Origin of the sequence: Ancylobacter sp. G4_0304, assembly GCF_047501495.1 — a bacterium.
Classification (GTDB): Bacteria; Pseudomonadota; Alphaproteobacteria; order Rhizobiales; family Xanthobacteraceae; genus Ancylobacter.
Genome location: NZ_JAZDRM010000003.1, coordinates 140,394 through 159,064 on the forward strand (window position 1 = coordinate 140,394; position 18,671 = coordinate 159,064).

Annotated in this window: 16 protein-coding genes and 1 tRNA gene; 13 read left to right on the forward strand and 4 right to left on the reverse strand. The window is 66.9% G+C overall.

The window, feature by feature from the left end; all coding sequences use genetic code 11:
- Positions 1-21 precede the first annotated feature (21 nt).
- Both uvrA and VRZ77_RS03055 read right to left on the reverse strand, forming a co-directional pair.
- Complete coding sequence (uvrA, locus tag VRZ77_RS03050) at positions 22-2,928, reverse strand: excinuclease ABC subunit UvrA (protein WP_414591238.1); 2,907 nt, start codon at positions 2,926-2,928, stop codon at positions 22-24.
- A 66-nt stretch (positions 2,929-2,994) separates the two neighbouring features.
- Entirely contained in the window at positions 2,995-3,186 is a 192-nt protein-coding gene (locus VRZ77_RS03055; RefSeq protein ID WP_414591239.1) for a hypothetical protein, read from the reverse strand.
- 219 nt (positions 3,187-3,405) lie between these two features.
- On the opposite strand from VRZ77_RS03055, the gene ssb reads away from it, so the two are divergent.
- Together ssb and VRZ77_RS03065 are read left to right on the forward strand one after the other, a co-directional pair.
- Positions 3,406-3,972, forward strand: a complete 567-nt coding sequence (gene ssb / locus VRZ77_RS03060) for a single-stranded DNA-binding protein (protein WP_414591240.1) — start codon at positions 3,406-3,408, stop codon at positions 3,970-3,972.
- Between the two features lie 391 nt (positions 3,973-4,363).
- Positions 4,364-4,762 carry a DUF2306 domain-containing protein gene (locus VRZ77_RS03065; RefSeq protein WP_414591241.1) on the forward strand — a complete coding sequence of 133 codons (399 nt, stop codon included), beginning with the start codon at positions 4,364-4,366 and terminating at the stop codon, positions 4,760-4,762.
- A 9-nt stretch (positions 4,763-4,771) separates the two neighbouring features.
- On the opposite strand, the gene VRZ77_RS03070 is transcribed toward VRZ77_RS03065, so the two are convergent.
- The gene (locus VRZ77_RS03070) at positions 4,772-5,398 is read right to left on the reverse strand and encodes a MarC family protein (protein ID WP_414591242.1); all 627 of its coding nucleotides are present in this window, start codon (positions 5,396-5,398) and stop codon (positions 4,772-4,774) included.
- Between the two features lie 267 nt (positions 5,399-5,665).
- On the opposite strand from VRZ77_RS03070, the gene gyrA reads away from it, so the two are divergent.
- The 7 genes from gyrA to tgt all read left to right on the forward strand — a co-directional run bounded on the left by gyrA (position 5,666) and on the right by tgt (position 13,177).
- Entirely contained in the window at positions 5,666-8,437 is a 2,772-nt protein-coding gene (gene gyrA, locus VRZ77_RS03075; RefSeq protein ID WP_414591243.1) for a DNA gyrase subunit A, read from the forward strand.
- A gap of 90 nt (positions 8,438-8,527) precedes the next feature.
- Positions 8,528-9,109: a TIGR00730 family Rossman fold protein gene (locus tag VRZ77_RS03080; protein ID WP_414591281.1), complete on the forward strand. Its 582-nt coding sequence runs from the start codon at positions 8,528-8,530 to the stop codon at positions 9,107-9,109.
- Positions 9,110-9,243: 134 nt separating this feature from the next.
- Positions 9,244-9,756, forward strand: a complete 513-nt coding sequence (gene coaD / locus VRZ77_RS03085) for a pantetheine-phosphate adenylyltransferase (protein WP_414591244.1) — start codon at positions 9,244-9,246, stop codon at positions 9,754-9,756.
- A 39-nt stretch (positions 9,757-9,795) separates the two neighbouring features.
- Positions 9,796-10,347 (forward strand): peptidylprolyl isomerase, encoded by a 552-nt coding sequence (locus tag VRZ77_RS03090; protein WP_414591245.1) that lies wholly within the window; start codon positions 9,796-9,798, stop codon positions 10,345-10,347.
- A 44-nt stretch (positions 10,348-10,391) separates the two neighbouring features.
- Positions 10,392-10,853 carry a peptidylprolyl isomerase gene (locus VRZ77_RS03095; RefSeq protein WP_414591246.1) on the forward strand — a complete coding sequence of 154 codons (462 nt, stop codon included), beginning with the start codon at positions 10,392-10,394 and terminating at the stop codon, positions 10,851-10,853.
- A gap of 114 nt (positions 10,854-10,967) precedes the next feature.
- Positions 10,968-12,047 (forward strand): tRNA preQ1(34) S-adenosylmethionine ribosyltransferase-isomerase QueA, encoded by a 1,080-nt coding sequence (gene queA, locus VRZ77_RS03100; protein WP_414591247.1) that lies wholly within the window; start codon positions 10,968-10,970, stop codon positions 12,045-12,047.
- Positions 12,044-13,177, forward strand: a complete 1,134-nt coding sequence (gene tgt / locus VRZ77_RS03105; RefSeq protein ID WP_414591248.1) for a tRNA guanosine(34) transglycosylase Tgt — start codon at positions 12,044-12,046, stop codon at positions 13,175-13,177. Before queA ends, tgt begins: the two co-directional genes overlap by 4 nt.
- Before the next feature lie 88 nt (positions 13,178-13,265).
- Here tgt and wrbA read toward each other — a convergent pair whose 3' ends face one another.
- On the reverse strand, positions 13,266-13,865 hold the full coding sequence (gene wrbA / locus VRZ77_RS03110; RefSeq protein ID WP_414591249.1) for an NAD(P)H:quinone oxidoreductase: 600 nt from the start codon (positions 13,863-13,865) through the stop codon (positions 13,266-13,268).
- A 234-nt stretch (positions 13,866-14,099) separates the two neighbouring features.
- On the opposite strand from wrbA, the gene VRZ77_RS03115 reads away from it, so the two are divergent.
- The 4 genes from VRZ77_RS03115 to VRZ77_RS03130 all read left to right on the forward strand — a co-directional run bounded on the left by VRZ77_RS03115 (position 14,100) and on the right by VRZ77_RS03130 (position 18,633).
- Positions 14,100-14,175, forward strand: a tRNA-Lys gene (locus VRZ77_RS03115).
- 322 nt (positions 14,176-14,497) lie between these two features.
- Positions 14,498-15,205, forward strand: coding sequence for an FkbM family methyltransferase (locus VRZ77_RS03120; protein ID WP_414591250.1), 708 nt, complete (start codon positions 14,498-14,500; stop codon positions 15,203-15,205).
- Positions 15,206-15,651: 446 nt separating this feature from the next.
- A complete protein-coding gene (locus VRZ77_RS03125) occupies positions 15,652-17,328 on the forward strand; it encodes a type I secretion system permease/ATPase (RefSeq protein WP_414591251.1) in 1,677 nt (558 codons plus the stop codon).
- Between the two features lie 9 nt (positions 17,329-17,337).
- Positions 17,338-18,633: an HlyD family type I secretion periplasmic adaptor subunit gene (locus tag VRZ77_RS03130; RefSeq protein ID WP_414591252.1), complete on the forward strand. Its 1,296-nt coding sequence runs from the start codon at positions 17,338-17,340 to the stop codon at positions 18,631-18,633.
- Positions 18,634-18,671 lie beyond the last annotated feature (38 nt).

The following is an 18,671-nucleotide window of genomic DNA, read 5'->3' on the forward strand; positions in this document are numbered from 1 at the left end:
TGTCGCCCCGCAATCCTCTATCTACTCCGCCGCCTGCTTTCCGCGCTTGACCGGGCGGCGCGCCAGCACCTCGGCGAGGAAACGGCCGGTGTGGCTGCGTGGCTCCTTGGCGATCGCCTCCGGCGTGCCGACCGCAACGATCTCGCCACCGCCATCGCCGCCTTCCGGCCCGAGGTCGATCACCCAGTCTGCGGTCTTGATGACCTCCAGATTGTGCTCGATCACCACCACCGTGTTGCCCTGCTCGACCAGTTCGTGCAGCACTTCCATCAGCTTGGCGACGTCATGGAAATGCAGGCCGGTGGTTGGCTCGTCGAGGATATAGAGCGTGCGCCCGGTGGCGCGGCGCGACAGTTCCTTGGAAAGCTTGACCCGCTGCGCCTCGCCGCCCGACAGCGTATTGGCCTGCTGGCCGACATGGATATAGCCGAGCCCGACGCGCGAGAGCGTCTCCAGCTTCTCGCGCACCGCCGGCACCGCCTTGAAGAACTCCGCGCCCTCGTCGACCGTCATGTCCAGCACGTCGGCGATCGACTTGTTCTTGAAAGCGACCTCCAGCGTCTCGCGATTGTAGCGCTTGCCCTTGCAGACGTCGCAGGTGACGTAGACATCGGGCAGGAAGTGCATCTCGATCTTGATGACGCCGTCGCCCTGGCAGGCTTCGCAGCGCCCGCCCTTCACGTTGAACGAAAAGCGCCCGGGCCCATAGCCCCGCGCCTTGGCCTCCGGCAGGCCGGCGAACCACTCGCGGATCGGTGTGAAGGCGCCGGTATAGGTCGCCGGGTTGGAGCGTGGGGTGCGGCCGATCGGCGACTGGTCGATGTCGATCACCTTGTCGAGGTGCTCCAGCCCCTCAAGCCGGTCATGCGGGGCGGGGGGCTCGGAGGCGCCGTTGAGCCGGCGGGCGACCGCCTTGTAGAGCGTGTCGAGCAGCAGGGTCGACTTGCCGCCGCCCGAGACGCCGGTGACCGCGGTGAACAGGCCGAGCGGCACCTCGGCGGTGACGTTCTTGAGGTTGTTCCCGCGCGCGCCGACGATGCGGAGCTGGCGCTTCGGGTCGGGCTTGCGGCGCTTGGGCACCGGCACGCTGAGCGCGCCGGTCAGGTACTTGCCGGTCAGCGACGCCGGGTCGGCGAGGATCTGCTTCGGCGTGCCCTGCGAGACGATGCGCCCGCCATTCACCCCGGCGCCGGGGCCGACATCGACCACATAATCAGCCGAGAGGATGGCGTCCTCGTCATGCTCGACCACGATCACCGTGTTGCCGAGGTCTCGCAGTCGGCGCAGCGTGCCGAGCAGCCGCTCATTGTCGCGCTGGTGCAGGCCGATCGACGGCTCGTCCAGCACATAGAGCACGCCGGTCAGGCCGGAGCCGATCTGCGAGGCGAGGCGGATGCGCTGGCTCTCGCCACCGGACAGAGTGCCGGAGGCGCGGGCGAGCGTGAGATAATCCAGCCCGACATCGAGCAGGAAAGCGAGGCGATCGCGGATTTCCTTGAGGATGCGGACCGCGATCTCGTTCTGCTTGTCGGTGAGCTGGCCGGGCAGGGCGGCAAACCACTCCAGCGCCGCGCGCACGGAAAGCTCGGCGGCCTGGCCGATATGCCGCCCGGCGATCTTCACCGCCAGCGCTTCGGGCTTCAGCCGATAGCCGTGGCAGGCGGCGCAGGGCACGGCGGAGAAATACTTGCCGATCTCCTCGCGCGCCCAGTCGCTGTCGGTCTCGCGCCAGCGCCGCTCCAGATTGTTGACAAGGCCCTCATAGGTCTTGGTGGTCTCATAGGCCCGCATGCCGTCGTCATAGACGAAGGTCACCTGCTCGATGCCCGAGCCGTACAGCAGCACATCGCGCGCCCGCGAGGGCAGCTCGGACCACGGCACGGTCAGCTTGAAGCCGTAATGCTTGGCGAGCGCGGCCAGCGTCTGGCCGTAATAGGGCGAGGAGGACTTCGCCCAGGGCGCCAGCGCGCCCTGTTTGAGGCTTCGCGAAGTGTCCGGCACCACCAGTTCGGGATCGATCTTGCTCTCGTGGCCGAGCCCGTCGCAGGTTGGGCAGGCGCCGAACGGGTTGTTGAAGGAGAATAGCCGTGGCTCGATCTCGGGGATGGTGAAGCCGGAGACTGGGCAGGCGAACTTCTCCGAGAACACGATGCGGCGGGCCTCGCCGTTCTCCTCCTTCTCGTCGGCAAACTCGATCACCGCGATTCCGTCAGCAAGGCCCAGCGCGGTCTCGAAACTGTCGGCCAGGCGGCTGGCAATGTCGGCGCGCACCACCAGCCGGTCCACCACCACGTCGATATCGTGCTTGAACTTCTTGTCGAGCGCCGGCGCGTCAGCGATCTCATGGAAGGTGCCGTCGATCTTGACGCGCTGGAACCCCTTCTTCTGGAACTCCGCGAGTTCCTTGCGGTATTCGCCCTTGCGCCCGCGCACCACCGGCGCCAGCAGGTAGAGCCGGGTCTTCTCCGGCAGCGCCAGCACGCGGTCGACCATCTGGCTCACCGTCTGGCTTTCGATCGGCAGGCCGGTGGCGGGGGAGTAGGGCACGCCGACGCGCGCCCAGAGCAGGCGCATATAGTCGTAAATCTCCGTCACCGTGCCGACGGTCGATCGCGGATTCTTCGAGGTGGTCTTCTGCTCGATGGAAATCGCCGGCGACAGGCCGTCGATCTGGTCGACATCCGGCTTCTGCATCATCTCCAGAAACTGGCGCGCATAGGCCGAAAGGCTCTCGACATAGCGGCGCTGGCCCTCGGCATAGATGGTGTCGAAGGCGAGCGAGGATTTGCCGGAGCCGGACAGGCCGGTGAACACCACGAGGCTGTCGCGCGGAATCTCAAGGTCGACATTCTTGAGATTGTGCTCGCGTGCGCCCCGCACGACGATCGATCGGGCGTCACGACGCGGCGGATCCACGCGGTCCTGCATTGGAATGTCTTCTTTCGCGAACGAGCAAGGGAAGGCCGGCCGGAAACGTCCCGGCGCGACACTCCCTTATAAAGGAAGGCCGGCGCCGCTTTGCAACATCGCAACCGCGAGCGTCGCCGCCGCGAGCATGCCGGCGGCGAAGGTGCAGGCGGCGCCCATATGGTCGGCGGTTGCATGGTCGCGCGCCCGCAGCGTCGCGGCACGGGCGCGGGTGTCGAGGGGAGAGCCGTTAAAAGACCGGGCGGGAGCGTGTCGCATGGTGCTGCCTGAAATGCGTGAAAGCCGCGTCATTTGCCGTTGCCAGCAAATAAGCATGGTGGTAGGAACAAAACAAGAACAATTTTCCTTCGCCTTTCCCCCGCCGCATCCGACCAATATGTGGACAGCACGGGGCCGGGAGGGGCGTCGGGCGGGCGCGTGGTTTATGGTATGGCGACAGGTCCGCTTTTGCGCGGATGACGGGCTGTGGAGGACGGAATGGCGGGCAGCGTCAACAAAGTGATCCTGGTCGGCAATCTGGGCCGCGACCCGGAAGTGCGGACCTTCCAGAATGGCGGGCGGGTGTGCAATTTGCGCATCGCGACCTCGGAGACCTGGCGCGACAAGGCGTCGGGCGAACGGCGCGAGCGTACCGAATGGCACAGCGTGGTGATTTTCAACGAGAACCTGCTGCGCATCGCCGAGCAGTATCTGCGCAAGGGCACCAAGGTTTACATCGAGGGCCAGCTCGAGACCCGCAAGGCGACGGACCAGTCCGGCGGCGAGCGCTATTTCACCGAAGTCGTGCTGCGCCAGTTCCGCGGCGAACTGACCATTCTCGACAGCCGTGGCGGCGGCGCCTCAGAGGGCGGTGACGATTACGGCGCGAGCAGCGGGGGCGATTTCGGCTCGGGCGGTTCGCAGAGCTTCGGCGGCGGTTCCTCCGGTCGGTCGTTCGGCGGCGAGCGCAAGCCGGCGGCGGTGAGCGGTGGGGGCGGAGGCTCGCGCTTCGGTGGCGGCAGCAGCAGTGGCGGCGGCGACCTGGACGACGAAATCCCGTTCTGATCGCGCGGCCTGCTCGGCCTGCCTGTGCGCCGCGGGGCGGGGCGTGCTCACCACCGGAACGGCTCGGCCGTCGGCGCGTGCGGCTCTGCTGGTGCGGTAATCGGGCGAGCGCTGCGGAGCGGGCTGAGGCGCCGGTGCGGGCGTCAACGAGCAGTGTCAATCGCCGGCAGGGTCCGTCGGCAAGGGCATTCAGGCCGGGGACACTCCGGTATGCTGTTCAGGCCGGTGGCGCGCATTCGTTGGCGGCATTGCGGGAGCACGATGACGGGTGAGGTTGGAACTCAGCCCGTCGATCCGGCTTTCGAGGTGGTGCGACGGGATCGCGTGCAAGTGTCGTGAGCGTTGCAAGTGTCGTGAGCGTTGCAAGTGTCGTGAGAAGGAGACGGATCTGATGACGCTGGCGCCTTTGCTTGATGCGTCGCTGCCGATCCGCATCCATGCCTTCGCGGCGCTGGCGGCGCTGGGGCTTGGTACACTCCAGCTTCTGGCGCCGAAAGGCACCGGGCCGCATCGCGCGCTGGGCTGGGCCTGGACGACGTTGATGGCCGTGGTGGCGCTCTCCTCGTTCCTGATCCATGAGATGCGCTGGATCGGTCCTTTCGGTCCGATCCATCTGCTCTCGCTCTATGTGGTCTGGGCGCTGCCGATGGCGGTGTACCGCGCCCGTCAGGGCGATATCACGCGCCATGAGAACGGCATGCGCGGCCTGTTCTTGGGCGGCCTCGTACTGGCCGGGCTGTTCACCCTGTGGCCGGGGCGGATCATGAATGCCGTGGTGTTCGGCAATTGAGACGCGCGGTCAGCTCAGGAAGGCGGCGCGGATGCCGTCGATGACGAACTGGACTGCCAGCGCCGCCAGCAGCACGCCGAGCAGGCGCGAGAGGATGGCGTTGCCGGTGACGCCGAGCAGCCGGTCCATCCGCTCGGCGGCGAGATAGACCGCAAGGCTCGCGGCGACCACGAGAACAGTGATGGCGAACAGCATCGCCAGCTTGGCCGGGTCGCCTTTGGCCTCGCCGGCCAGCAGCATCATCGCGGTGATGGCGCCGGGGCCGGCCATCAGCGGAATGGCGAGTGGGAACACCGCGAGGTTCCGCAAAAGGCTGTCGCGCGCCATGGTCTCGCCGGGATCGATGCGCCGCTCGTGACGCTGGCCGAACACCATCTCGAACGAGATGGTGAACAGCAGCAGCCCGCCGGCAATGCGGAAGGCCGGCAGGGTGATGCCCAGCGCGTGCAGCATCGGTGCGCCCACCACCCCGAAAACCACCAATATGCCGAGCGCGATGCCGGAGGAGCGCCAGGCGACCACTCGCCGCTCCTCGCGCGAGAGGCCGCCGGTCACCGCGAGGAAGATCGGCGCGAGGCCGATGGGATCGATCACCACCAGCATGGTGATGGCGGCGGAGATCAGATAATCCAGCATGTCGGCCCCTGTTTGCGGCCCGATGCGGGCCCGCGCCGGGCGGACTTAGCAAGCCCCGCGCCAGCCCCAGAAGAGCACACCGCGCGCATCTTCGGGAGGGCTCGACGCCACGGTTCCGCCACGTTCGCGCGCCCTCTCGGAGTAGCGGCTATAACGCATTGAAAATAATGGCGTTTTTTGAGAGGTTCCAGCGCTCTCGGGCTGGTGTCCGGGAGCGGAATCGGCTAGACAGTCACACTTGTTCCGCAACCACGGAAAGTCGATTCCTTGTCTGATTCCGATACCTCTAAGCCGGAGGACGGCGGTCCCTCGGACATCCGGCCCGTCTCGATCACCGACGAGCTCTCGCGCAGCTATCTCGACTATGCGATGAGCGTGATCGTTTCCCGCGCGCTGCCGGATGTGCGCGACGGTCTGAAGCCGGTGCATCGGCGCATCCTGTTCTCGATGCGCGAGAACAATTACACGCCCGAGCGTGCCTATAACAAATCCGCCCGCGTCACCGGCGATACGATGGGTAAGTACCATCCGCACGGCAACCAGGCGATCTACGATGCGCTGGTGCGGCTGGCGCAGGATTTCTCGATGCGCCTGCCGCTGATCGACGGGCAGGGCAATTTCGGCTCGGTCGACGGCGACCCCCCGGCGGCGGAACGCTACACCGAGGTGCGCCTGGCCAAGCCGGCAATGACGCTGCTGGACGACCTCGACAAGGACACGGTCGATTTCCAGGAGAATTATGACGGGCGCGAGCAGGAGCCCACCGCGCTCCCTGCCCGGTTCCCCAATCTTCTGGTCAACGGCGCCGGCGGCATCGCGGTCGGCATGGCGACCAATATCCCGCCGCATAATCTCGGCGAGGTGGTCGATGCCTGCGTCGCGCTGATCGACGAGCCCGCGCTGGAGGTCGAGCGGCTGCTGGACATCATCCACGGCCCGGATTTCCCCACCGGCGCGCTCATCCTCGGCCGCAGCGGCATTCGGCAGGCCTATATGACGGGCCGCGGCTCGATCGTGATGCGCTCGCGCGCCACGGTGGAGAACATCCGCAAGGACCGCGAAGCGATCATCATCACCGAGATTCCCTATCAGGTGAACAAGGCGACGATGATCGAGCGCATGGCCGAGCTGGTGCGCGAGAAGCGGCTGGAGGGCATCTCCGAGATCCGTGACGAGTCCTCCCGCGAGGGCATGCGCATCGTCATCGAGGTCAAGCGCGACGCGCAGGGCGATGTCGTCCTCAACAACCTTTATCGCATGACCGCGCTGCAGACCTCGTTCGGCGCCAATATGGTGGCGCTGAACGGCGGCAAGCCGGCGCTGATGACGCTGCACGACCTGCTGACCGCCTTCATCGCCTTCCGCGAGGAAGTGGTTAGCCGGCGCACCAAATTCCTGCTGCGCAAGGCGCGCGACCGGGCGCATGTGTTGGTCGGTCTCGCCATCGCGGTCGCCAATATCGATGAGGTGATCCGCACCATCCGCACCTCGCCGGACCCCGCGACCGCCCGCGACCTCTTGATGAACCGCGACTGGCCGGCGGCCGATGTCGCCCCGCTGATCGCGCTGATCGACGATCCGCGTCATCGGCTCGGGCCGGACGATACCTATCGCCTCTCCGCCGAACAGGCGCGCGCGATTCTCGACCTGCGCCTGCAGCGGCTCACCGCGCTGGGGCGTGACGAGATCGCCGACGAGCTCGACAAGATCGCCGCGGAGATCCGCGAATATCTCGACATCCTTGCCAGCCGCGCGCGGATCTATGAGATCGTCAAGGACGAACTCCTTGCGGTGAAAGCTGAATTCGGCACGCCGCGTCGCACCGAGATCACCGAAGCCGAGGGCGATTTCGAGGATGAGGACCTGATCGCGCGCGAGGACATGGTGGTCACCGTGTCCCATGCCGGTTACGTCAAGCGCGTACCGCTTTCCACCTATCGGGCGCAGCGGCGCGGCGGCAAGGGTCGCTCGGGCATGCAGACGCGCGACGAGGATTTCGTCACCCGCCTGTTCGTCGCCTCCACCCACGCCCCGGTGCTGTTCTTCTCCTCCAAGGGGCAGGTCTACAAGCTCAAGGTCTGGCGCTTGCCGCTGGCGGCCCCGCAGGCGCGCGGCAAGGCGCTGGTGAACATCCTCCCGCTCGACGCGGATGAGCGCATCACCTCGATCATGGCGCTGCCGGACGAGGAGACGTGGAGCCGGCTACAGATCATGTTCGCCACCACGGGCGGCACGGTGCGTCGCAACGAGCTGTCGGACTTCACCAATGTGAACCGGAACGGCAAGATCGCGATGAAGCTGGAGGAGGGCGAGTCCATCGCCGACGTCCAGCTCTGCACCGAGGACGACGATGTGGTGCTCACCAGCGCCAGGGGGCAGTGCATCCGCTTCCCGGTCACCGAGGTTCGCGTGTTCAAGGGCCGCGATTCCATGGGCGTGCGCGGCATCCAGCTCGACGATGGCGACCGCATGATCTCGATGGCGATCATCCGTCATGTCGCGGCCAGCGCCGAGGAGCGGGCCGCCTATATCAAGCTCGCCAACCAGGTGCGCCGCAGCCAGAACGCCGCCGAGACCGGAGCGGAAGAGGCGGCCGAGGCCGAGGTGGTGGATGTCGAGGAGGCAGGTGCCGACGAGGCCGGGCTCGCCGCCGCCAGCATCGACCAGGCCCGCTACATCGAGCTGGGCGCGGCCGAGCAGTTCATCCTCACCTTGTCGGAGAACGGTTACGGCAAGCGGTCCTCGTCCTATGAGTACCGCACCACCCGGCGCGGTGGTAAGGGCATCGTCGCCATGGCGGTGAACGACCGCAACGGGCCGCTGGTGGCGTCCTTCCCGGTGGAGGAGACCGACCAGATCATGCTGGTGACCGATGGCGGGCAGCTCATCCGCTGCCCGGTCAACGGCATCCGCATCGTCGGGCGCGGCAGCCAGGGCGTCATCGTGTTCGACACCGCCGAGGACGAGAAAGTGGTTTCGGTCGAGCGCGTCTCCGAGGAGGAGGGCGAGGACGAGCCCGGCGGCGAAGCAGAGGCCTGAGCCGCGGTCCCTTTGAACCTCATTGAAGGCGGCTTCGGCCGCCTTCAGTCATTTCAGCGATTGACGGAAGATCCGATGTCCGAATCCACGATGCGTCGTGTCTGCGTGTTTCTCGGCTCCAACAGCGGCAACCGGCCGGCCTATCGCGCGGCGGCAACCGCGCTCGGCACGGCGCTCGCCCGGCAGGGGCTCGGCCTTGTCTATGGCGGCGCCTCGGTCGGGCTGATGGGCGCGGTCGCCGATGCCGCGCTGTCGGCGGGCGGCGAGGTGATCGGCATCATCCCGCAGCGGCTGGTGGACAAGGAAGTCGCCCATCCCGGCCTGAGCGACCTGCGGATCGTGCAGTCCATGCACCAGCGCAAGGCGCTGATGGCCGAATTGTCGGATGCGTTCGTCGCGCTACCGGGCGGCGTCGGCACGCTGGAGGAGCTGTTCGAGGTGTGGACCTGGGCGCAGCTCGGCGGCCATGCCAAGCCCTGCGCGCTCTATAATGTCGAGGGCTATTACGACCAGCTGCTGGGCTTTCTCGACCATGTGGTCGACGAAGCCTTCATGAAGCCCGCCCATCGCGACATGCTGCTGGTGGCGGAGGAGCCGGGCGCGCTGATCGAGCGACTGCGCGCGTATCAGCCGCCGAACGTCACCAAATGGATCGCCGACCGCCATCGCTGAGCGGCGCACGGCTTGCGCGCCGACGCTTGCGCGGCTAACCCTTGCGCGCGCCCGCCGGCCCCGAGCCGTCGCGCGCATGCTGAACATCGCCGAAGCCGAGACCGCCCACGCAAACGACGCCACGGACACACCGCATGAGCGCCGACGCCATCGCCTTCTACCCCGGCTCCTTCGACCCGCCGACAAACGGCCATGTCGAGGTCGCCCGCGCCGCGGCGCGGCTGGCGGGAAAGCTCATCGTCGGCGTCGGCATCCATCCCGGCAAGACGCCGCTGTTCAGCGCGGCCGAGCGGCTGGAGATGCTGCGCGAGGTGTTCGCGCCGATCGCCGCCGCCGAGGGCGCGGCGCTGGAATGCCTGACCTTCGACAATCTCGTCGTCGACGCCGCCCGCGATCACGGCGCGACGCTGCTGATCCGCGGCCTGCGCGACGGCACCGATCTTGACTATGAGATGCAGATGGCGGGCATGAACGCCGTGCTGCGCCCCGAGGTGCAGACGGTTTTTCTGCCGGCCTCGCCGATTGCCCGCCCTATCACCGCCACCCTTGTCAGGCAGATCGCCCAGATGGGCGGCGATGTCTCGGCCTTCGTGCCGCCCGCCGTGCTGGACCGGCTGAAGGCGCGGTTCGGCCGCGCCCCCGCCTGACACGGCCTCCCGGTCCGCGTTCCTCAACGGAGTTCACCCATGGTCCGCAGCCTCTTCGCCGCCCTTGCCGTCAGCCTCGCCTTCGCCGTGCCGGCGAGCGCGCAGGCCCCCAAGATCCCGGCGAACGCCGATCCGCAGAACACGATCCTGATGGAGACCACCAAGGGTCCCGTCGTGATCGTGCTGCGCCCCGACGTGGCGCCCAAGCATGCCGAGCGCATCAAGACGCTCTCGCGCGAGGGCTTTTACAACAACGTGCCGTTCCACCGCGTCATCGAGGGCTTCATGGCCCAGACCGGCGACGGCCAGTATGGCAACGGCACGGGCGGCTCGCGCTACCCGGACCTGCCGGCGGAGTTCTCCAGCCTGCCGCACACCCGCGGCACGGTGGGCATGGCCCGCGCCTCCAGCCCGAACAGCGCCAATTCCCAGTTCTTCATCTGCTTCCAGGACTGCTCGTTCCTGAACGGCCAGTATACCGTGGTCGGTCAGGTGGTGTCGGGCATGGAGAACATCGACAAGATCAAGCGCGGCGAGCCGGTGGCGAACCCCGACAAGATCGTTTCCATGAAGGTCGCCGCCGACAAGTGAGCGGCGTTCCTTCGCGTAGCTGACGTTTTCCAAGGAGAAAAACCATGGCCGAAACCGCCAACTTCCTGCTGCTCGAAACCACGCAGGGTCCCGTCAAGATCAAGTTCCGCCCCGACCTCGCCCCGAACCATGTCGCGCGCATCGCCGAGCTGGCGACCGAGGGCTTCTATGACAACGTGCCGTTCCACCGCGTGATCGAGGGCTTCATGGCCCAGACCGGCGACGGCCAGCACGGCAACGGCACCGGCGGCTCGGGCAAGAAGCTGAAGGCCGAGTTCAACAAGGGCCGCCATGTGCGCGGCACGGCCTCCATGGCGCGCGCCCAGCACCCCGATTCCGGCGACAGCCAGTTCTTCATCTGCTTCGGCGATGCCTCCTTCCTCGACGGCCAGTACACCGTGTGGGGCGAAGTGGTCGAAGGCATGGAGAATGTCGACAAGGTGAAGCGCGGCGAGCCGGTGCGCAACCCGGACATGATCGTCAAGGCGAGCGTCTCGGCCGCCTGAGCATCGTCTCATCGTTGAGACCCGATCCCGGACGCGCGACGAGCGCGCTCCGGGATCGTTTTTTGAGAACGGCCCCCGGCCCGCGAAGGGCGCGGCGGATGACGGATGACGTGAATGCGTGTCGACCTGTTCGATTTCGAGCTGCCGCCCGAGCGGATCGCGCTGCGCCCGGTCTCGCCGCGCGACGCCGCGCGCCTGCTGGTGGTGCGGTCGGGGGGGAAACCCGAGCTTGAGGACCGTCACGTCCGCGACCTGCCGGAGTTGCTCAACCCCGGCGACGCGCTGGTGGTGAACGACACCCGCGTTGTTCCGGCCCGGCTCGACGGCGTCCGCCGGCGCGATACCTCGCAGGGCGAGGGCGTGCGGGTGGAAGCGATGCTGCACAAGCGGGTGTCGGGCGACACGTGGCTTGCGCTGGCGCGGCCGGGCAAGCGGCTGGCGGTCGGTGACACCATCGATTTTTCCCGCGCGGGCCATCCGCTCGCTGCCCGCATCGAGGCGAAAGGCGAGGGCGGTGAGGTCACGCTGCGCTTCGATCTGTCCGGCGCGGCGCTGGACGCCGCGATCGCCACGCTCGGCCATATCCCGCTGCCGCCCTATATCGCGGCCAAGCGCGAGGATGACGCGCGGGACCGCGCCGACTATCAGACCATGTTCGCGCACTATGAGGGCTCGGTCGCCGCGCCGACCGCCGGCCTGCACTTCACGCCCGAGCTGATCGAGCGGCTGGCCGCGCGCGGGGTCGAGACCCACCGCGTCACGCTCCATGTTGGCGCCGGCACCTTCCTGCCCGTGAAGGTCGACGACACCGAGGGCCATCGCATGCACGCGGAATGGGGCGAGGTGTCCGCCGCCACCGCCCGGGCGCTGAACGCGGTGAAGGCGCGCGGCGGGCGGGTGGTTACGGTCGGCACCACGGCGACGCGCCTGCTGGAAAGCGCGGCGCGCGAGGACGGCGCCTTGCACGAATGGCGCGGCGATACCGACATCTTCATCACGCCCGGCTACCGCTTCCGCTTCATCGACGGGATGATGACCAATTTCCACCTGCCGCGCTCGACGCTGGTTATGCTGATTGCCGCCTTCATCGGCCATGACGTGCAGAAGCGCGCCTACGCCCATGCCATCGCCGACGGCTATCGCTTCTATTCCTATGGCGACGCCAGTCTTTTGCTGCCAGAACCTCGCTCATGACCCAGCCTTTTGCCTATCATCTCAAGGCCACCGACGGGGCCGCGCGCCTCGGCGAGGTGGTCACCCCGCGCGGTATCATCCGCACGCCCGCCTTCATGCCGGTCGGCACCGCCGCGACGGTGAAGGGCATGTATCCCGAGCAGGTGCGCGAACTCGGCGCCGATATCGTGCTGGGCAACACTTATCATCTGATGCTGCGCCCCTCCGCCGAGCGGATCGCGGAGCTGGGCGGCCTGCATAAGTTCATGCGTTGGCCGTACCCGATCCTCACCGATTCCGGTGGGTTCCAGGTGATGTCGCTGGCGGCCCTGCGCAAGCTGAACGAGAAGGGCGTGACCTTCCGCTCGCATATTGACGGCGCCTATCACGAGATGTCGCCGGAGCGCTCGGTGGAGATCCAGGGCCTGCTCGGCTCCGACATCCAGATGCAGCTCGACGAATGCGTGCGCCTGCCGGCCGCGCCGGAAGAAGTGGCCCGTGCGCTGCGCCTGTCGCTGCGCTGGGCGGAGCGCTCGAAGAAGGCGTTCGAGGCGCAGCCGCCGGGCCGCGCGCTGTTCGGCATCGTGCAGGGCGGCGACGTGCCGGAGCTGCGCGAGGAATCCGCGCGCGGGCTCGTCGATATCGGTTTTCCCGGCTACTCCATCGGCGGGCTGGCGGTCGGCGAGCCGCAGGCGGTGATGCTCGGCATGATCGAGGTGGTCAACGCCATCCTGCCGCAGGACAAGCCGCGCTACCTCATGGGCGTCGGCACGCCGGACGACATCATCGAGGCGGTGGGGCGCGGCGTCGATATGTTCGACTGCGTGATGCCGACCCGCGCCGGGCGTCACGCGCTGGCCTTCACCCGCTTCGGCAAGATCAATCTGAAGAACGCACGCCACGCCAATGATCCGCGCCCGCTCGACGAGGCGAGCGACTGCCCGGCGGCGCGGGACTATTCGCGCGCCTATCTGCACCACCTCATCCGCTGCGACGAGATGCTGGGCTCGATGCTGCTGACCTGGGTGAACCTCGCCTATTACCAGACGCTGATGGCCGGCATCCGCGCCGCCATCGCGGAAGGGCGCTTCGAGGCGCACAAGGCCGAGGTCAAGGAAGGCTGGGCGCGCGGGGATATTCCGGCGCGCTGACCCTTGCGGGCAGACAGCAGGCGTGCCCAAACCAGAACGGCCGGACCCGCGAAGGTCCGGCCGTTCGTGTGTCCGGCGATGCCGGCTATCAGCCGTGCAGCTTGCCGGCGATGGTGGCGACATGCTTGCCCTGGAAGCGGGCGCCATCCAGTTCCACCTTGGAAGGCTGACGCGAGCCGTCGCCATCGGCGATGGTGGACGCGCCGTAGGGCGAGCCGCCCTTGATTTCGTCGACACCCATCTGGCCCTGGAAGGCGTAGGGCAGGCCGACCACGACCATGCCGTGATGCAGCAGGGTGGGCATGAAGCCGAGAATGGTGGATTCCTGGCCGCCATGCTGGGTGGCCGAGGAGGTGAACACCGAGCCGACCTTGCCGACAAGGCCGCCGGTGAACCAGAGGCCACCGGTCTGGTCGATAAAGGCGCGCATCTGCGAGGCGACCGTGCCGAAGCGGGTCGGCGCGCCGAAGATGATGGCGTCATAGTCCTTCAGCTCGTCGACAGTGGCGACCGGCGCCTTCTGGTCGAGCTTGAAGTGATTCTGCTGGGCGATTTCGGTCGGCACCGTCTCCGGCACGCGCTTCACCACCACCTCGGCACCCGCCTCGCGCGCGCCCTCGGCGACGGCCTCGGCCATCGTCTCAAGGTGTCCGTAGGTCGAATAATAGAGAACCAGAACCTTGGCCATTTGAACCAACTCCTCACATGGTATCCGGCGCGCCGTCGGGCGAGCCGTCGAATTCCTGGACACCAAGCTAGTCGCCCCGGCCGCGCATCGAAAGCGGTATGATCGACAGAGCATGTTTGCAGCGATGCAATGGCGGAGGCGAGGGCCGGGCGTGGACAGCTGGGGTTTGCCGCCACGTGAGTGGGTCTTCGTCTTGCGTTCTGGCTGCTAAACCCTTAAGCCCCGTTCCCGTGGGAGCCCGTAGCTCAGCCGGTAGAGCACGTGACTTTTAATCATGGGGTCTCGGGTTCGAATCCCGACGGGCTCACCACTTTCCCTTTACCTCTCCGGCGAATTCCTTCAACGTTCGGCGTGTCGCGGTTCGGCGTGGGTCGAGGCGGACGCGACGGGCCGTGCGCGCGGCTCGATACCCGGGGCGCCATGCCCTAGACCCGAAGTGGAAACCGTTCTCTATTCAGAGAATAAAGAACTAAGCTGGATTCGAGACGTTGGCCCATCATCCTATATTCAGTTCGTTTGCAAGCGTCGCATCCGTTGCCTCCGGCGAACACCTGTACGACTTCATCGGCTCGGCAACCCGGCTTTCCTTCAAGCGAGCCTGGGCTCCGCATGGCGGCAACGCCGAACGCGTGGTGCATCCGACCGCTCCACCGGTCGATGAGCACTATTTCGACTGGATCGGCCTGCTCACGGCAGTCGCGCGCGCCGATGGCGTGTTTCGCATGGCGGAACTCGGCGCCGGATGGGCGCCCTGGCTGGTCCGCGCGGCGCTGGCCAGCCGTCAGAGACCCCAGATCACCGGGCTGGAGCTGCTGGCGATCGAGGCCGATCCCGCCCACCATTCCTGGATCATCCAGCACTTTCTCGACAATGACATCGATCCGGTTGAGCACAGCATCGTCCATGGCGCGGTGAGTTCGCGTCCCGGCATGCTGAGCTTTCCCGCCGTCGTCGACCCGGACATCGATTACGGTGCGTCGCTGCGCGGCACGGCGCTGGCGACCGACACCATCGAGGTGCGCGGCTGGAGCGTCCCGGAAGTGCTGGCGCGGTTCTCCGGCCCGCTCGACTTCCTCCACGTCGACATTCAAGGCGCTGAATATGATTCCCTGCCGGCCGCCATGGACGCGCTCAAGGCCTCGGTAAAGTCGATCATGATCGGCACGCATCATCCCGACAGCAGCCACGACGCTCTGCTCGCGACCTTCCGAGACCATGGCTGGCGCGAAGTGCTGGTGTTTCCACGCAACAGCGTCAACCAGACGCCCTGGGGCGAGATCAAGACCAATGACGGGTTTCTGCTGTTCGAGAACCCGGACTTCGTCGCCTCGGCCGGCTGAGGAGCCTGCGGTCCGTCTGGGACAGTCGCCCAGCTGTCCGGCTGCCTATCACCGCATGGGGCCATGCCCTTTTCCGGCGCATCGCCGCGACCCGATGGTCGTGGCCATGCCATCCGAATATCACCCGCTTTTCTGCAAAGCTCCGCCTCCGCACAGGGGCGGCGGATTATCGGAGCAGCGCAAAAAGAGGCGGATCAGACGCCCCATCTCAACAGTAAAGTGTCGCAAGTCACCCTTACATCCTTGCGACGGCTACAAAATGCGCCACGTGACCAACATTGTACTGATGTTCTCACGTTGAACAGAGGTTGTGCCGAGAAGAAGCGTCGACAATTGTTTGAGAATGGTGTGATATCGGTAGCATGTTCCCCGTTTTCTAGATCGAACTCATGCCCGCACCGGCCCGATCAGGCGTTGACGAGCTGGCGTCCGCCCTCCGCGCGGACATGGCCGGCTTTCTGGCGATCGGCGTCTTCAGCGTCTTCGTCAATCTTCTGGTCCTGACCGGCCCGCTCTTCATGCTGCAGGTCTACGACCGGGTCCTGCCGTCGCGTTCGGAAGCGACGCTGGTGGTGCTCGTCGGCCTGGTGGTCGGGCTCTACTTCGCCATGGGGCTGCTCGACCATATTCGCGGCCGCCTCGCCGCGCGCATCGGCGCGCGGTTTCAGGAGCGGTTCGACGGGCGCGTGTTCCAGGCCCAGATCAACCGGACCATGCTGGAAGCGCAGGGCGTCGGCGCATCTTCCGCCGCGCGCGATCTCGAAGCCATCCAGAAGATGCTGGCTTCGCCGGCGGTGTTCATCGTGTTCGATGTGCCGTGGACGCCGTTTTTTCTCTTCGTCATCTATGTATTTCACCCGCTGATGGGGCTTCTGGGCGTTGTCGGCGGGATCATTCTGGTTCTGCTGACCTGGCTCAACCAGAGCGGCACAAAGGCCGATCAGTCCCACGCCACCGCCGCCGCGCAACAATGCGACGAGTACGCCCACACGTTGCAGCGCGAAAGCGACACGGTACGCGGGCTCGGCATGCGCGGCGCGGCGGGCCAACGCTGGCAGGCGCTTCGCGGCCGGGCGCTGGAGGCCAACATCCGCTACTCGGACAGCAACGGCCTTTATTCCATCACCTCGAAGACCTTCCGGGTGTTCCTGCAATCGGCGATTCTCGCGCTCGGCGCCTGGCTGGTGCTTGGCAACGAAATCACCGCGGGCGCCATGATCGCAAGTTCGATCATCATCGGCCGCGCACTGGCGCCGATCGAAGGCGCGATCGGTTATTGGCCGGTGATCCAGCGCGCGGCGCAGGGCTGGCGGTCGCTGTCGGCCCTGCTCGCGCGCGTTCCCCAAGAGCAGGGCCGCACCGCTCTGCCCAGGCCGCGCGGCCTGCTGGAGGTGCAGCAGGTCACGGTCGTGCCGCCGGGCAGCAAGACGGCCAGCCTGCGGCTGCTGAGCTTCGAGTTGCAGCCCGGGCAGGCGCTCGGCATCATCGGGCCGAGCGCGTCGGGCAAGTCGACGCTGGCGCGCGTGCTCGCCGGGATCTGGGCGCCCGTCGGCGGCCATGTCCGCCTCGACGGCGCCGCGCTGGACCAGTACGGCCCCGACGGCCTTGCCGAACATGTCGGCTATCTTCCGCAGGATGTGGTGCTGTTTCCGGGGACGGTGGCGGAGAACATCGCCCGTATGGCCGAGGTGCCGGATGCGGCCAAGGTGGTGGAGGCGGCCAAGCGGGCGGGGGCGCATGACATGATCCTGCGCCTGCCGGAGGGCTACGACACCCGGCTCACCGGTGTCGGCGAGCGGCTCTCGGGTGGCCAGAAGCAGCGGGTGGCGCTGGCACGCGCGCTTTACGGGGATCCCGCGCTCGTGGTGCTCGACGAGCCGAACTCCAGCCTCGACGCCGAGGGCTACATGGCGCTCAACCTTGCCATCCGGCAGCTCAAGGCGGCGGGAAAGTCGGTGATCGTCACGGCCCACCGGCCGGCGGCCATCGAGGAATGCGACCTGCTGCTCGTGCTGGAAAATGGCCAGCGCACCGCGTTCGGGCCCCGCGACCAGGTATTGCGCGAGCGTCTGGCCAACCACGCCCAGATCGTTCCGGGCGGCATGTCCGCCGGCCAGCGCTAGGGGGAGGCGATGGACACCCGGTGGAAAAGCGGCGGCCTTGCCCTGATCGGCTTTCTCACCCTGTTCGTCCTCGTCGGCGGTGTCGGCGCCTGGGCGGCGTTTACCCGGATCCATGGTGCTGTGATCGCCCCTGGCATCGTCGAGGTGGCGACCAACCGGCAGGTGGTGCAGCATCCGACCGGCGGCGTGGTCGGGACCATCCTCGTCAAGGAGGGCGATGCGGTGGAGGCCGGCGCCGTGCTGATGCGGCTCGACGACACGTTCGACCGCTCCGAGCTCTCGGTGATCGAGGGCCAGCTCTACAGCCTTCTCGGCACGGCCGGACGGCTGAGGGCGGAACAGGACGGCGCCGATAGCATCGTCTTCGACCCCGATCTGGTTGCCGCGGCGGCGTCCAGCTCCGAGGCGGCCGGGATCATGGCCAGCCAGACCCGGCTTATGACCACGCGCGCGGAAACCCGTGACAAGCAGGTCAGCCAGCTTCAGGAGCGCAAGACCCAGATCGGCCGGCAGACCGAGGGGCTGACCAGCCGGATCGAGGCGCTCGACACCCAGCTCAAGCTGATACGCCAGGAGCTGGCGGTGCAGAACCAGCTGCTCGACCAGGGGTTGACCATCGCCAGCCGCGTGCTCGCGCTTCAACGCGAAGAGGCGGAGATCCACGGCACGATCAGCCAGGCCCGCGCCAGCATCGCGGAGAATGCCAGCAAGATCGCCGAGATCGAGCTCGCGATCCTCAACGTGCACTCCACGGTGCGCGAGGAGGCGACCACGACGTTGCGCGAGATCGAGACCAAGATCGCGGAACTGCGGGTCAACCGCGCCGCCAAGCTCGAAGTGCTGAACCGTATGGACGTGACCGCGCCGGTGCCGGGCGTGGTGCTGGGCTTGCAGGTGCACGCGCTGCGCTCGGTGATCCGCCCGGCCGACCCGCTGCTCTACATCATCCCCCAGCGGAGCGAGCTGGTGATCGCCACCCAGATCGCGCCGACGCAGATCGATCAGGTGCAGGTCGGGCAGGTGGCGCAGATCCGCTTCTCGGCCTTCGATCATCGCTCGACGCCGGATATTTTCGGCCACGTCACCCAGGTCGCCGCCGATGTACTCGCCGACCAGCGCACCGGCGCGTCGTTCTACCGGGTCGAGATCAAGCCGGATCCCGGACAGCTCCAGGTGCTCGGCGATCGCCACGTCATTCCCGGCATGCCGGTCGAGACCTTCATCCAGACCAGCGAACGCTCCCCCCTGAACTACCTCGTCCGCCCGCTCGCGGATTACTTCAACAAGGCGTTCCGGGAGAGGTGAGAAGGCAAATAATAGAAAGAAGTCGCGCCGTCAAAACT

Bases quoted from the DNA above. Each gene is read 5' to 3' on its own strand.
- uvrA (WP_414591238.1), bottom strand. From the start codon at position 2,928: ATGCAGGACCGCGTGGATCCGCCGCGTCGTGACGCCCGATCGATCGTC.
- VRZ77_RS03055 (WP_414591239.1), bottom strand. From the start codon at position 3,186: ATGCGACACGCTCCCGCCCGGTCTTTTAACGGCTCTCCCCTCGACACC.
- ssb (WP_414591240.1), top strand. From the start codon at position 3,406: ATGGCGGGCAGCGTCAACAAAGTGATCCTGGTCGGCAATCTGGGCCGC.
- VRZ77_RS03065 (WP_414591241.1), top strand. From the start codon at position 4,364: ATGACGCTGGCGCCTTTGCTTGATGCGTCGCTGCCGATCCGCATCCAT.
- VRZ77_RS03070 (WP_414591242.1), bottom strand. From the start codon at position 5,398: ATGCTGGATTATCTGATCTCCGCCGCCATCACCATGCTGGTGGTGATC.
- VRZ77_RS03080 (WP_414591281.1), top strand. From the start codon at position 8,528: ATGCGTCGTGTCTGCGTGTTTCTCGGCTCCAACAGCGGCAACCGGCCG.
- coaD (WP_414591244.1), top strand. From the start codon at position 9,244: ATGAGCGCCGACGCCATCGCCTTCTACCCCGGCTCCTTCGACCCGCCG.
- VRZ77_RS03090 (WP_414591245.1), top strand. From the start codon at position 9,796: ATGGTCCGCAGCCTCTTCGCCGCCCTTGCCGTCAGCCTCGCCTTCGCC.
- VRZ77_RS03095 (WP_414591246.1), top strand. From the start codon at position 10,392: ATGGCCGAAACCGCCAACTTCCTGCTGCTCGAAACCACGCAGGGTCCC.
- queA (WP_414591247.1), top strand. From the start codon at position 10,968: ATGCGTGTCGACCTGTTCGATTTCGAGCTGCCGCCCGAGCGGATCGCG.
- tgt (WP_414591248.1), top strand. From the start codon at position 12,044: ATGACCCAGCCTTTTGCCTATCATCTCAAGGCCACCGACGGGGCCGCG.
- wrbA (WP_414591249.1), bottom strand. From the start codon at position 13,865: ATGGCCAAGGTTCTGGTTCTCTATTATTCGACCTACGGACACCTTGAG.
- VRZ77_RS03125 (WP_414591251.1), top strand. From the start codon at position 15,652: ATGGCCGGCTTTCTGGCGATCGGCGTCTTCAGCGTCTTCGTCAATCTT.
- VRZ77_RS03130 (WP_414591252.1), top strand. From the start codon at position 17,338: ATGGACACCCGGTGGAAAAGCGGCGGCCTTGCCCTGATCGGCTTTCTC.